The 13296-nt window shown below is 70.8% G+C and carries 10 protein-coding genes; 4 read left to right on the top strand and 6 right to left on the bottom strand.

The window, feature by feature from the left end:
- Positions 1-137: 137 nt before the first annotated feature.
- The 6 genes from secA to mtrA all read right to left on the bottom strand — a co-directional run bounded on the left by secA (position 138) and on the right by mtrA (position 8911).
- Positions 138-2924, bottom strand: a complete 2787-nt coding sequence (gene secA, locus JOE59_RS03910; RefSeq protein ID WP_204459024.1) for a preprotein translocase subunit SecA — start codon at positions 2922-2924, stop codon at positions 138-140.
- A gap of 190 nt (positions 2925-3114) precedes the next feature.
- The gene (gene hpf / locus JOE59_RS03905; protein WP_204459023.1) at positions 3115-3822 is read right to left on the bottom strand and encodes a ribosome hibernation-promoting factor, HPF/YfiA family; all 708 of its coding nucleotides are present in this window, start codon (positions 3820-3822) and stop codon (positions 3115-3117) included.
- A 23-nt stretch (positions 3823-3845) separates the two neighbouring features.
- Entirely contained in the window at positions 3846-4667 is an 822-nt protein-coding gene (locus JOE59_RS03900; protein ID WP_239560090.1) for a ComF family protein, read from the bottom strand.
- A gap of 116 nt (positions 4668-4783) precedes the next feature.
- Positions 4784-6457 carry an LpqB family beta-propeller domain-containing protein gene (locus JOE59_RS03895; protein WP_204459022.1) on the bottom strand — a complete coding sequence of 558 codons (1674 nt, stop codon included), beginning with the start codon at positions 6455-6457 and terminating at the stop codon, positions 4784-4786.
- Positions 6458-6467: 10 nt separating this feature from the next.
- Positions 6468-8222, bottom strand: a complete 1755-nt coding sequence (mtrB, locus tag JOE59_RS03890) for an MtrAB system histidine kinase MtrB (protein WP_204459021.1) — start codon at positions 8220-8222, stop codon at positions 6468-6470.
- Between the two features lie 8 nt (positions 8223-8230).
- Complete coding sequence (gene mtrA / locus JOE59_RS03885; protein WP_204459020.1) at positions 8231-8911, bottom strand: MtrAB system response regulator MtrA; 681 nt, start codon at positions 8909-8911, stop codon at positions 8231-8233.
- Between the two features lie 158 nt (positions 8912-9069).
- Here mtrA and JOE59_RS19065 point away from each other — a divergent pair, with 158 nt between their 5' ends.
- The 4 genes from JOE59_RS19065 to JOE59_RS03865 are packed head-to-tail and all read left to right on the top strand — an operon-like array spanning position 9070 to position 13281.
- Complete coding sequence (locus JOE59_RS19065; RefSeq protein WP_204459019.1) at positions 9070-10323, top strand: glycerophosphoryl diester phosphodiesterase membrane domain-containing protein; 1254 nt, start codon at positions 9070-9072, stop codon at positions 10321-10323.
- Positions 10314-11000 carry a DUF4129 domain-containing protein gene (locus JOE59_RS03875; RefSeq protein ID WP_204459018.1) on the top strand — a complete coding sequence of 229 codons (687 nt, stop codon included), beginning with the start codon at positions 10314-10316 and terminating at the stop codon, positions 10998-11000. Before JOE59_RS19065 ends, JOE59_RS03875 begins: the two co-directional genes overlap by 10 nt.
- Positions 10997-12295, top strand: coding sequence for a DUF4350 domain-containing protein (locus JOE59_RS03870; RefSeq protein ID WP_204459017.1), 1299 nt, complete (start codon positions 10997-10999; stop codon positions 12293-12295). The genes JOE59_RS03875 and JOE59_RS03870 overlap by 4 nt, the downstream gene beginning before the upstream one ends.
- A complete protein-coding gene (locus JOE59_RS03865; protein WP_204459016.1) occupies positions 12292-13281 on the top strand; it encodes an AAA family ATPase in 990 nt (329 codons plus the stop codon). Before JOE59_RS03870 ends, JOE59_RS03865 begins: the two co-directional genes overlap by 4 nt.
- Positions 13282-13296: the final 15 nt, after the last annotated feature.

Raw genomic sequence — 13296 nt, 5'->3', positions numbered from 1 at the left:
CGCTGAGCGCACCCCGAGGTACCGAGTCCGCTCCGTACCCTCGGCACAGCGCGTCCTCGCCTCCGCCCGGCGCGGCGCCCGCATGCGAGAGACCCCGGCCGGTGCAATCGCACCGACCGGGGTCTCGTCGACGGGTGTCAGTTCCCCTTGCGGTCCTGGGCCCGGCGCTCGGCGCGGTTCTGCGGAGCGACGTCGCCACCGGTGCGCTGCCCGAACGCGCCGCGCGACTCCTCGGCGGCGGGAGCCTGGCTCTCGGCGACGGCACGGCGCGCGCGCTGCGTCGCCGCCTGCTGCACCTGGCCACGCTGGTTGCGCACTTCGACGCCGCCCGCGTCGCTCGGTGCCGAGTAGCTGAGCTTGTCGTCGGGGGCTCCCTGGCGGCCGAGCCCCTTCGCCTCGATCTTCGCTCCGGCGGCCCCGGGCTGCGGTGCCACCTCGACCTCGAGGTTGAAGAGGAAGCCGACGGTCTCCTCGCGGATCGAACCCATCATCTGCTGGAACATCGCGTAGCCCTCGCGCTGGTACTCGACCAGCGGGTCGCGCTGCGCCATGGCGCGCAGGCCGATGCCGTCCTTCAGGTAGTCCATCTCGTAGAGGTGGTCGCGCCAGCGACGGTCGATGACCGAGAGCACGACGCGCCGCTCGAGCTCGCGCATGGCGGGCGAGCCGAGCTGCTGCTCACGACGGGCGTAGGCGACCTTCGCATCCGAGAGGATCTCGCGACGGATGAAGTCGCGGTTGACCCGCCCCTTCTCGCCGGCCTCGGCGACGACCTCGTCGATCGTGATGCCGATCGGGTAGAGCGTCTTCAGTTCGGTCCAGAGTGCATCGAAGTCCCAATCCTCGGGGTTGCCCTCGGCGGTGTGGCTGTCGAGCACCTCGTCGATGACGTCTTCGAGGAACTTCTGCGTGCGCTCGTGCAGGTCGTCGCCCTCGAGGATGTGGCGGCGGTCGCTGTAGATCGCCTCACGCTGACGGTTCAGCACGTCGTCGTACTTCAGCACGTTCTTGCGGATCTCGGCGTTGCGCGCCTCGACCTGCGACTGCGCCGAACGGATGGCCCGCGAGACGACCTTGGACTCGATGGCGACGTCGTCGGGCACTCCGCGCGACATGAGGCTCTCGGCTGCACCGGCGTTGAAGAGCCGCATGAGGTCGTCGGTCAGCGACAGGTAGAACCGGCTCTCACCGGGGTCGCCCTGACGACCGGAACGACCGCGCAGCTGGTTGTCGATGCGGCGCGACTCGTGACGTTCGGTGCCGAGCACGTAGAGTCCGCCCGCGGAGAGCACCTTCTCGGCCTCGACGGAGACCTCGGCCTTGACCTTCTCGAAGACCTCGTCCCACGCGGCCTCGTACTCCTCGGGGGTGTCGACCGGGCTGAGGCCGCGCTCGTGCATGAGCTGCACGGCGATGAACTCGGCGTTGCCGCCGAGCATGACGTCGGTACCACGACCGGCCATGTTCGTCGCGACGGTCACGGCGCCGTGGCGACCCGCCTGCGCGACGATCGCGGCCTCGCGAGCGTGGTTCTTCGCGTTCAGCACCTCGTGCCGCACGCCCTTCTTGGCGAGGAGGCGCGAGAGGTACTCGCTCTTCTCGACGCTCGTGGTGCCGACGAGCACGGGCTGGCCCTGCTTGTGGCGCTCCACGATGTCTTCGACGACCTGGGCGAACTTCGCCTCCTCGTTCTTGTACACGAGGTCGGGCTGGTCGATGCGCACCATCGGCTTGTTCGTGGGGATCGGCACCACGCCCAGCTTGTAGGTCGACATGAATTCGGATGCCTCGGTCTCGGCGGTGCCCGTCATGCCGGACAGCTTCGAGTAGAGCCGGAAGTAGTTCTGCAGCGTGACGGTCGCGAGCGTCTGGTTCTCGGCCTTGACCTGCACGCCCTCCTTCGCCTCGATCGCCTGGTGGATGCCCTCGTTGTAGCGGCGGCCGACGAGGATGCGGCCGGTGTGCTCGTCGACGATGAGCACCTCGCCGTTCATGACGACGTAGTCCTTGTCGCGCTTGAACAGGGCGTTCGCCTTGATCGAGTTGTTGAGGAACGAGATCAGCGGGGTGTTCGCCGACTCGTACAGGTTGTCGATGCCGAGGTAGTCCTCGACCTTCTCGATGCCGGGCTCGAGCACGCCGACGGTGCGCTTCTTCTCGTCGACCTCGAAGTCGACGTCGGGCACGAGTCGCTTCGCGAGGTTCGCGAACTCGGTGAACCAGCGGTTCGCCTCGCCCGAGGCGGGACCCGAGATGATGAGCGGGGTGCGGGCCTCGTCGATGAGGATCGAGTCCACCTCGTCGACGATCGCGAAGTGGTGGCCGCGCTGCACCATGTCGCTCGCCTGCCAGGCCATGTTGTCGCGCAGGTAGTCGAAGCCGAACTCGTTGTTCGTGCCGTAGGTGATGTCGGCGGCGTACTGCTCGCGCCGCACCTGCGGGTTCTGGCCGGCCACGATGCATCCGGTGGTCATGCCGAGGGCGCGGAAGACGCGGCCCATGAGCTCCGACTGGTAGCTCGCGAGGAAGTCGTTGACCGTGATGACGTGCACGCCGCGGCTGGTGAGCGCGTTGAGGTACGCCGCGGTCGTGGCGACGAGGGTCTTGCCCTCACCGGTCTTCATCTCGGCGATGTTGCCGAGGTGGAGCGCGGCCCCGCCCATGAGCTGCACGTCGAAGTGACGGAGGCCGAGCGTGCGACGGCTGGCCTCGCGCACCGCGGCGAACGCCTCGGGCAGGAGGTCGTCGAGCGACTCGCCGTTCGCGTAGCGCTCGCGGAGTTCGACGGTCTCGTTCCGCAGTTCGTCATCGCTGAGCGCGTGGAATCCGTCTTCGAGGGCGTTGATCGCCGCTGCGTAGTTCTCCAGCCGCTTGAGGGTGCGGCCCTCACCGACGCGGAGGACCCTTTCCAGAATCGAAGCCACGAATGTTCTCCTGTTGTCGTTGGGCGCACGGCCGCGGATGGAGTCCGGGCACGCCCGCTGCCGCCTTGCAGACGGCTATCTTAGCCATGCTAGCGGTGAACGAGCTGCGCCTTCCCGACCCCGTCGAACGCCCGGCCGGAGCCGAACCGCCCGGCGGGGTCGGTGAGCGCAACGACTCAGGTGGTCGTCGTCACGCGGTGACGCGCTGCAGCTCGACCGGCGAGGTCTCCGGCGAGCGCCCCTCGGCCCGCTCGTCGAGGCCGATGACCCCGTAGTCCCAGCCCTTTCGCCGGTAGACGACGCTCGGTCGACCCGACTCCGCGTCCACGAAGAGGTAGAAGTCGTGCCCCACGAGTTCCATGAAGTAGAGCGCGTCGTCGACGGTCATGGGCGTCGCCGCGAAGACCTTGCGCCGGATGACGACCGGTGTGTACACCTCGTCGTCGTCGACATGCGGTTCGAATTCGTCGATGACGGGGACGCTGCCGGTGCGCACCTGTGCGAGCACCTCGGGTGCCGCGGCGTGCACGCCGACATCGGAGAATCCGGCATCGGTCGCCTCGCGGAGCGAGGTCGGCCGCCGGGACCCGCCGCGATGGACCTTCCGGCGATCCTTCGCCCGCCGGATGCGCTCGAGCAATCGCCCGAGTGCGACATCGAACGCCGCGTACTTGTCGGAGCCGTCTGCTTCGGCACGGACCACGGGCCCCTTGCCGACGAGGGTGAGCTCGACACGGTCGGGCCCGGGGTTTCCGTTCTTCTCGTTGTGCCGGCTGAGCTTCACGTCGAGTGAGATCGCGCGCTCTGCCAGATGCGACACCTTCTCGGACTTCTCCGCCACGTAGGCGCGGAATCGGTCCGTGATCCCCAGGTTTCGTCCGACGATGTTCAGTTCCATGACGACCTCCGTTCACCGACGTGTCACCCGGTTCTGAAGGGTGGATCGACCACGCCTGTCCTGCCACCGTAGCCCCCTTGCGCGGCGATGTCACGGAGTGTTTCCCGTGAGGTTCCCGCATGTCGCGGGAACCTGCGCGGCGTCTCGGCGAGCACCGCGATCGCCACCGTCTCACCTCCCGCTGCATCGATCGCGCGCACCGCCTCCGCCAGCGTCGACCCCGTCGTGACGATGTCGTCGACGAGCAGGAAGCGACGGCCGTCGAGCACGCCTCGGTGGTCGTCGAGCGGTCTCCTCGGACGCCGGAACGAGCGAGCCGCAGCCCCCGCGACCAACCCGCCGGCCGCATTGCGCCGCCGCGCCTCGGCGTCCAGTCCGGCCTGGTCGGCGCGCTCCCTCGCGAGGGCGAGCACCGGTGCCGCACGGATTCCGCAACGCCGCAGCAGCACCTCGACGGGCGAATAGCCGCGTGACCGGCGAGCCGCCGGAGTCGACGGGATGGTGCACACCTCGACCGGAACGCCGACCGCCACCTCGGCGAGCGCAGCGGCCAGCGCCGCCCGCAGCGCGGGCACAAGGGCGGCCGCGGCATCCGTTCGCGCTCCGTCCTTGAAGGCGCCGAGCACCGATGCAGCCACGCCCGCGTACTCCAGGCCGGCCCAGATCACGAGGCCGGCACGATCGATGCGCCGAGGCGCCTCCGCGAGCGCGGCACGGCACGACGCGCAGACGGCGCGATCGGGCGCACCGCAGCCTGAGCACGCCACTGGAACGAGCACCGCGAGCGCATCGCGCACGGCCACCTGCGCGACGGCGAGCATCGAGACGCGTTCCCGCCCGATCATGTGTCGGAGGATTCGGCCATGGCTCCACACTCCCCCGCTGGGACGGCGGGAACCGTCGGCGAGCGCGCACGGCGCGGAAACCGGGCGCACCCGACCGATGTGGAGGGCTGGTCGACTCAGTCGGGCTGCTGCGAGGCGATCAGACGGATGCCGCTCGCCCGCGCCTGCCAGCCGACACCGCTCGGCGCTTCCAGCACCTCGGCCTCGGTCAGCACCCGGAGATCCTGCACACTGTTGCCGCCGTCGATCGCACGCCCGCCCTCGGGCCCTTGCCGCGGTACTGCGACGCCGCCGAGCTCCTGCCTGATCACCTGCGTGCCACCACCTGGCAGGGCCGTGAGCGAGGCCACGGTGCGGGCATCGAGCCAGGTGACGTCGAGCGGCGTGCCGTCGACGTCGTCGAGGCCGAGCGTCACCCGACTCAGCGCGGTCGGGGTGCCGGCGGCATCCCGCTGGATCGAGGCGGCGACGAAGTGCGTCGTGTCGCCGTCGCCGAGGAGCGCCACGAGCCGAGTCGAGTCGCGCGAGATCTCGAGGGCGGCGATCGACGATCCCGTCCACGGCACCGGCAGTTGGATCGGATCGACGGAGGGGTCGCCGGGGTAGACGACGAGTTGTCCGGGAAGGCCGGCGGGCACCGACCAGACCGCACCGGTGCCATCGATCGCCGGCACGATGAGTCCGTCACGCGGGTCGAGCGGCTCGGCGTCCTCACCGGCTCGCACGACCGAGACCACACCGTCGGCCGCACGCACGGCGGCGACCTCGCCGTTGGCGCCGAGCGCCGCCCCGGTCGGAACCAGCGCCTCGACCTGCGGGGAGAGATCGGGGATCTGCTCGACGCCCTCACCCGACGTCGCGAGGTAGCCGAACGCCGTGCCGTCGAAGACCACGGGTCGTGGATCGACCGTCGGGTTCTTGAGCGGCTCGGGCGAGAGGTCGGGTACGTCCTGTTCGACGCCGTTCAACGACAGAGCCACGGATTCGACGTTGCGCACCCCGTCGAGGCTCTCCTTCAACTGGAATTCCATTCGCTGCACGCTCGCGACGTCGTCATCGGTCGTTCCCGAGAGATCGACGCTCGCCACCTGCCCTTCGATGGGCACGGACCCCGATTCGAGCCGTGTTCCCTCGGGGAACGCGGTGCGGACACCTGGCGCGAGCCACTCCGACGCTCCGACGAGCAGCGCACGCACGATGCTCGTCTGGACGGAGTCGCGGCCGGCGAACCAGCGGAGATCGGGCACGAGGTAGTCGAAGTCGGGCGAATAGAAGTAGAGCGGATAGCTGCGGAAGACCTGCGCGAACGTCGTCTCGTCGATCAGCAGCCCCGGTGGGGCGGACGAGATGCGCCACTGCCCCTCGTCGTTCTGCTCGAGCATGTACTTGAGCTCGACCGGTGCTGGCTCGGAGATGTCGTACTGCCCCGTCGCGGTGAGCTGCGCCGCCGGGGTCGCGTCGACGACGATCTCCGTTTCGCCGCGCTCGGTGAAGTCCCGTTCGCCGGGCACGTCGATCGTGGCGCCCTCATTGGCGTTCCACTCGTCTTTGAAGGCCGGCGTGAGGTAGTCGCGCGCGGCCTGGTAGTTGTTGCGCGGGCTCTGCGCGGCATCGATGAACCCCTCGACGATCTGCTGCTGGGTCGCGTCCTTCGCGGGAGGCGCCACGATCGTGTCGAGTTCAGGTGCTTCCTCGACCTGTGCCGGATCACCGGCGTTGACCCCGCCCGAACTCGGGATGGACACGCAGCCGGCGAGCAGCGCCGGCACGGCGACGGCTGCGATCGCCACCAGCACACTTCTACGCATCGTGCGCCTCCCATCGACCTGCTGCGGTCCCCTTCGTCGACGCGGCACGCCCTGCGGCATCCGTCTCGACCGTCGCCTCCGTGTCGATCGCACCCACCACACCCGTCGGCGGCGGCCCGGTGGCCTCGATGTCGTCGGGCTCGAGCGGCAGCGGCGAGACCATGTCCTCGTCGGCCGGCACTCCGGAACGCGGCAGCGTGAGACGGAACACGGTGCCCGAGCCCCGGCGCGACCATACCTCGAGGGTGCCGCCATGGGCGACGGCGTCCTCGAGCGCGATGGCGAGCCCGAGACCGGTGCCGCCGATCGTGCGCGTGCGGCTCGGATCGGCCCGCCAGAAGCGGTCGAAGACGCGGGCCGCTTCGTCGGCGGTCATGCCGAGCCCGTAGTCGCGCACCGACAGTGCGATGGCGGTCTCGTTGCTGTCGACGGCGACGACGATCGGCCGCCCCTCGCCGTGTTCGATCGCGTTGCCGAGCAGGTTCCTGACGATGCGCCGGATGCGACGTGGGTCGACCCTCGCGTCGAGATGTCCGCCGGGCGCCTCGAGCCGGAGCTCGCTGCCCCGACTGCGGGCGAGCTCGTGCATCGACTCGATCGCATCGCCCGCGAGGTGCACGAGGTTCGTGGGTTCGGTCGCGAGCTCGACGGAGCCGGCGTCGTAGCGGCTGATCTCGAGCAGGTCGGAGAGCAGCGTCTCGAACCGCTCGGTCTGCGTGTGCAGCAGTTCGACGGTTCGAGAGGTGGGGCCGGGGAAGTCGTCACGCTGCCCGTAGAGCACGTCACCGGCGAGCCGGATGGTCGTCAGGGGTGTTCGCAGCTCGTGCGAGACGTCGGAGACGAAGCGCTGCTGCATGACCGAGAGGTCGGCGAGCTCGCGGATGCGCGCCTGCAGGCTGTCGGCCATGCCGTTGAACGAGGCCGCGAGCGTCGCGAGCTCGTCTTCGCCCTTCTCGGGCATGCGCACGCCGAGGTCGCCGGCCGCGAGCCGCCGGCTCGTGGTCGCCGCCGACCGGATCGGCTCGATCACCCAGCGCACCACGAGCAGCGTGACGCCGCTCAGCAGCACGAGCAGCGCAACGGCGCCGATCGTGCCGACGAGCTGCATGAAGGCGAGCGTCTCCTGCGCGGCGGCGAAGTTGTAGCCGATGTACAACTCGTACTCGCCGACGCCCGGCACCGCGATCGAGCTGCCGATGACGACGCCCGGATCCTCGGCACCGTCGTCGCCCTCGAGCGCAACCGACTGCCAGTACTGGCCGTCGGGGTCGGCGCGGACCTGCTCATGGAGCTCGGGGGTGATGACCCCGCCCTGGAGGATCGGTGCGATCCGGGTGGGAGGGGCGAGCGACACCGACGCCCCGGCCGGCTGGAAGTAGGCGATCGCCGAGCTGCCCGACACGCTGCCCACCGTCTGCACGACCGCGGCCATGGACTGCTGCATCGACGCACGATCGGCGGCATCGGAGCCATCGAGGATCCGCTGGGCGGCGACCGTCGCCTTGTTGGCGTCGCTGAGCGCACTGTCGAGCTGCGTCTTGAAGAGGTTCGACGCGATGCTGAACGAGATGTACAACCCGATCACGAAGATCGCGAGCGACGACAGGGCGAAGGTGATGACGACGGTGCGGAACTGCAGGGAGCGCCGCCACAGCTCGAGGGCCTGGCGCGGCAGGGCGGCGAGACGGTGCCGGATCTCGCGCCACCACCCCGTGTTGAACCCGGCAGGGGCCTCCGCCTGCGACATCCGTGCCCCTAGGTGGTCGCGCCGGCCCGATACCCGACGCCGCGCACGGTCATGACGATGCGGGGGTTGTCGGGGTCGTGCTCGACCTTGGCACGCAGTCGCTGCACGTGCACGTTCACGAGGCGCGTGTCGGCCTTGTAGTGGTAGCCCCACACCTGTTCGAGCAGCATCTCGCGGGTGAAGACCTGCTGCGGCTTCGATGCCAGCGTCAGGAGCAGGTCGAACTCGAGCGGGGTGAGGTTGATGCGGGTGTCGCCGCGGCGCACCTCGTGTCCCGCTGCGTCGATCGTGAGGTCGCCGATGCTGAGGGTCGACACCGCCTGGTCGGGGGTGGGCCGCAGCCGCGTACGGATGCGGGCGATCAGCTCCTTCGGATTGAAGGGCTTGACCATGTAGTCGTCGGCGCCCGATTCGAGGCCCTTGACCACGTCGGCGGTGTCGGTCTTCGCGGTGAGCATGATGATGGGCGTGCCGGACTCCGCCCGGATGCGCCCGCACACCTCGATGCCGTCGATGCCGGGGAGCATGAGGTCGAGCAGGACCAGGTCGGGCTTGGACTCGCGGAAGGCCGCGAGCGCGCCCGTGCCGTCGGCGCAGAAGAAGGGTTCGAACCCCTCGGTGCGCAGCACGATGCCGATCATCTCGGCGAGGGCCGTGTCGTCATCGACGACGAGTACGCGTGGGTTCATCCTTCATTCCTGTCAGCACCGCCGTGTCACGGCTGAAACCAGTGCCTAAACCCTAGTCGGTCAGGCCGGGAAGACCACCCGGGCGCAGCTCTGCGGGTGCCCGGCGCGTCGCCGAAATGTGCGAGCATGGTGGGAATCCGCCGGAAGGAGCCCCACAGGTGTCAGACCGCGATTGGCAGGCGCCCGGCGGTGCTCCCGTTCCGCCGCAGGTTCCGGATGCCCCGGCCGCCGCCGGGTTCGACCCCGCGGCCTTCCCGCCGCCGACCGCCGCGGCGCCCCCGACGTCGGCGGTTCCTCCGACGGCCGCCGTGCCTCCTTCGTACGGACCCCCGCCTGCCGCCGGCGCTCCGCTCGGCTGGACGCCTCCGCCGAAGCCCGGTCTCCTCCCGCTGCATCCGCTCGGGTTCGGCACGCTGCTGTGGGCGCCGTTCGCGGTGCTCCGGCGCAACCCCGCGGCGACGTTCGGCACCGGGCTCGTGGTGCAGCTGGTCTCGGCGATCGCGACGATCGCCGTCATCGCGCCGTTCATGTTCTTCGTCGTCACCCGGGTCGAGAGTGCGAGCAGCTCCGCCGACGCCGACGCGCTCATGTCCGGCGCCGTCGGCGGCTTCCTGCTGCTCATGCTCGTGCCGATGCTGCTGTCGCTCGTCGCGAGCGCGTTCCTGCAGGGCGTCATGGTCGTCGACGTCGCGAGCGGAACCCTCGGCGACCGACTCCGGTTCGGCGCCCTCTGGAAGGCCGCGGCGAAGCGCATCTGGCCGCTGCTCGGCTGGACGGCGATGGTCGCCGGCGCGATCGCGGTCGTGTTCGGCGTGCTCGTGCTCGCCATCGTGCTCGCGGCGCTCGTCGGCCCGGCGGCACTCGTCGTCGCCGTGCTCGTCGGGCTCTTCGCCGGTCTCGGCCTGCTCGTGCTGGGCGCGTGGCTCGGCACCAAGCTCTCGATCGTGCCGAGCATCATCGTGCTCGAGGGTGTCGGCATCCGGACCGCGATGCGACGTTCGTGGCAGCTGACCACCGGGTACTTCTGGCGCACGCTCGGCACGCTGCTCCTCGTCGGGATCATCCTCTCCATGGCGTCGCAGATCGTCGTGCAGCCGGTCTCGCTCATCGGCACGATCCTCGCCGCGATCATCGATCCGACCGGCACGGGCGCCGCCATCGCCATCACCGTCGTGACCATGGTCGTGACCCTCGTGCTCTCGCTCCTGATCGGGGCGATCACCGCGGTCGTGCAGGCCGCCCTCGTCGCCGTCATCTACATCGACCTGCGCATGCGCACCGAAGCCCTCGACCTCGAACTCGTGCGGCACATCGAGCAGCGGGGCGCCGGCGTGCCGGTGACCGACCCATACCGTGCCCCGGCAGCCGCGACGGCGCGTCCCGACGCGGCCTCCGCTCCCGCATGGCAGTGATCGGGCTGCGCGGCACCCCGCTCGACCCCGATGCGCCCGAGGCGCGTCGGTGGCTCGAAGACGAGTTGACCGGACCCGAGTACCAGGCGGCGAAGCCGAGTCCGTTCGACGTCGCGATGCAGGCCATCCGCGACTGGTTCTTCGGACTCTTCGACGGCGCCACCGGGCTTCCGGGCCCGGTGCTCACGCTGCTGCTGGTGCTGCTCGTCGCCGCCGTGGTGGTCGTCGGCCTGCTCGTCTTCGGAGTGCCGCGACTCCGGCGTCGTCGTCGGGGCCAGGTGCCGCTCTTCGACGACCACGACCTGCGCGACCTCGACACCCTGCGACGGGCGGCCACCGCGGCGGCGAGCGCGGGCGACTGGCCCCTCGCCATCGAGGAGCGGTTCCGCGCGCTCGTGCGCGGGCTCGTCGAGCGCGAGGTCGTCACCGTGCACCCAGGCACCACGGCGCGGGCGTTCGCGGACGCCGCGGCGGCGTCGTTCCCCGAGCTGGCCGCCGAGCTGCGCGATGCGGCCGGCGGGTTCGACGGCGTTCGCTACCTCGGCGGCGCCGGATCCCCCGACGAGTACGCCCGGGTGACCGACCTCGAGCGGCGCGTCGCCGACGCGCGGCCGGCGGGGCGGGACGACCACGAGGCACCCGCCGGTGACCGCCACCCCGTCGAGGCCGCTCGATGACCGCGTCGGTCGAGACCCGGGACGCGAGTCCCGGGGCGCCGACGACCACCGGCGGCGCAGGAGGCGGCGCGACCGCACCCGCCGTGACCCCGACGGTGCGGGCGTTCCTGAAGCGCAGCCGCGCCTGGCTCGTGATCGCGGCCGTGCTCGTGCTCGGCGCCCTCATCGTGATGGTGATCCAGGGCGGCGCGCGCACGCCGGGCTCGCCGCTCGCGGCCGACAATCCCGCGCCCGACGGAGCGAAGGCGCTCGTCGAGGTGCTCCGCGATCACGGGGTCGTCGTCACCGAGGCGCGCTCGTTCGACGCCGCGATCGACGCAGCCGACGGCACGGCGACCGTGCTGCTCTACGACGAGTACGCGATCCTCGACGAGCGCCGCCTGACGGAGCTCTCCGAGGCCGCCGACCGCCTCGTCGTGGTCGAGCCCGGGTTCACGGCCCTCGAGACGCTCGCACCGGGCATCCGGTTCGCGGGCGCCGCAAGCGGTCCCCTCGACGAGGTCTCGTGCGACCTCGGTCCCGCCGAACGCGCCGGTTCGCTCTCCGACGGCCAGCGGCTGGTCACCGTCGACGACGAGGCCGCCGACGACGGCTGGCAGGGCTGCTTCCGCGACGGCGAGTTCGGCTTCGCGGTCGCGACCGGCCCGGCCCCGAGCGGTGCCGACCTCACGATCGTCGGGTCGACGAGCGTGTTCGCGAACCAGACCATCACCGAGGCCGGCAACGCCGCACTCGCGATCGGGCTGACGGGCGCGACCGACGGACTCGTCTGGTACCTGCCCGGCCCCGGCGACGTCGATGCCGCCGACGCCCCGACCCTGGCCGAGCTCACGCCGGGTTGGGTGAGCCCCGTGATGACGCTCGCGATCGTCGTCACCATCGTCGCGGGCATCTGGCAGGGTCGACGGTTCGGGCCGCTCGTCGTCGAGCGCCTCCCCGTGCACGTGCCCGCAGGTGAGACGAGCAGGGGTCGCGCCCGGCTCTACGCCCGCACGGCCTCCCGTACGCACGCACTCGATCAGCTCCGCATCGGCACGATCCTCCGCATCGCGCGCATGCTGCGACTGCCCCGTTCGGCCGGCGTCGACGAGGTCACCGACGCCGCCGCGCGGGCGACCGGCCGTGACGGGGCATCCGTGCACCGCCTGCTCGTCGACGACCTGCCCGGCGACGACCGCGCGCTCGTCGACCTCGGCGCACGGCTCGCGGACCTCGAAGCCGACGTGCAGCGTTCACTGGACCCGCGGAGCACCGCGCACCCCGATCGTGACGACCCCACAGGAAGGCGACCATGACCGATCCCATCTCCGCTCCGGCGATCGCTGCCACCGACGACGAACTGCGCGCCGCGCTCAACCGCGTGCGCACCGAGGTCGGCAAGGCCGTCGTCGGGCAGGACGGCGCCGTCACCGGCCTCATCATCGCCCTGCTGACGCGCGGCCACGTGCTGCTCGAGGGCGTGCCCGGCGTCGCGAAGACCCTGCTCGTGCGCACGCTCAGCCGCACGCTGCAGCTCGACACGCGCCGCCTGCAGTTCACGCCCGACCTGATGCCCGGCGACGTCACGGGTTCGCTCGCCTACGACCCGCGTTCGGGCGAGTTCGCGTTCCGCGAGGGCCCGGTGTTCACGAACATCCTGCTCGCCGACGAGATCAACCGCACCCCGCCGAAGACGCAGTCGGCCCTGCTCGAGGCGATGGAGGAACGGCAGGTCTCCGCCGACGGCGTCACCCGGCCGCTCCCCGACCCGTTCATGGTCGCGGCGACGCAGAACCCGATCGAATACGAGGGCACCTACACACTGCCCGAGGCGCAGCTCGACCGGTTCCTGCTCAAGCTCGTGCTCGACGTGCCCGAGCGCGACGCCGAGCTCTCGCTGCTCCGCCGCCACGCCGACGGCTTCGACCCGCACGATCTCGCCGCAGCGGGCGTCACTCCCGTGCTCGGCGCCGCCGAACTCGCGGCGGCACGCGCCGCGGCATCCGCGGTTCGCGTGGAGGACGACGTGCTCGGCTACCTCGTCGACCTCGCGCGCGCGACTCGGCGCAGCCCGTCGATGCGGCTCGGCGTGAGCCCGCGCGGCACCACCGGGCTCCTCGCCGCCGCGAAGGCGTGGGCCTGGCTCACGGGCTACGACTCCCTCACCCCCGACCACGTGCAGGCGATGCTGCTGCCCGTCTGGCGCCACCGCGTGCAGCTCCGGCCCGAGGCCGAGCTCGAGGGCGTCTCGATCGACGCCGTGCTGCGCTCGATCGTGCAACAGGTGCAGGTGCCGCTCTGAGATGACCCGGATCCT

This window comes from Agromyces cerinus, assembly GCF_016907835.1.
Classification (GTDB): domain Bacteria; phylum Actinomycetota; class Actinomycetes; order Actinomycetales; family Microbacteriaceae; genus Agromyces; species Agromyces nitratus.
Note: the sequence above shows the minus strand (reverse complement) of the source record. Positions and strands in the feature narration are given on the sequence as shown.

Excerpts from the sequence above, each read along its gene's own strand:
- hpf (WP_204459023.1), bottom strand. The coding sequence starts at position 3,822 with ATGGAACTGAACATCGTCGGACGAAACCTGGGGATCACGGACCGATTC.
- JOE59_RS03900 (WP_239560090.1), bottom strand. The coding sequence starts at position 4,667 with ATGATCGGGCGGGAACGCGTCTCGATGCTCGCCGTCGCGCAGGTGGCC.
- mtrB (WP_204459021.1), bottom strand. The coding sequence starts at position 8,222 with ATGTCGCAGGCGGAGGCCCCTGCCGGGTTCAACACGGGGTGGTGGCGC.
- mtrA (WP_204459020.1), bottom strand. The coding sequence starts at position 8,911 with ATGAACCCACGCGTACTCGTCGTCGATGACGACACGGCCCTCGCCGAG.
- JOE59_RS03875 (WP_204459018.1), top strand. The coding sequence starts at position 10,314 with ATGGCAGTGATCGGGCTGCGCGGCACCCCGCTCGACCCCGATGCGCCC.
- JOE59_RS03870 (WP_204459017.1), top strand. The coding sequence starts at position 10,997 with ATGACCGCGTCGGTCGAGACCCGGGACGCGAGTCCCGGGGCGCCGACG.
- JOE59_RS03865 (WP_204459016.1), top strand. The coding sequence starts at position 12,292 with ATGACCGATCCCATCTCCGCTCCGGCGATCGCTGCCACCGACGACGAA.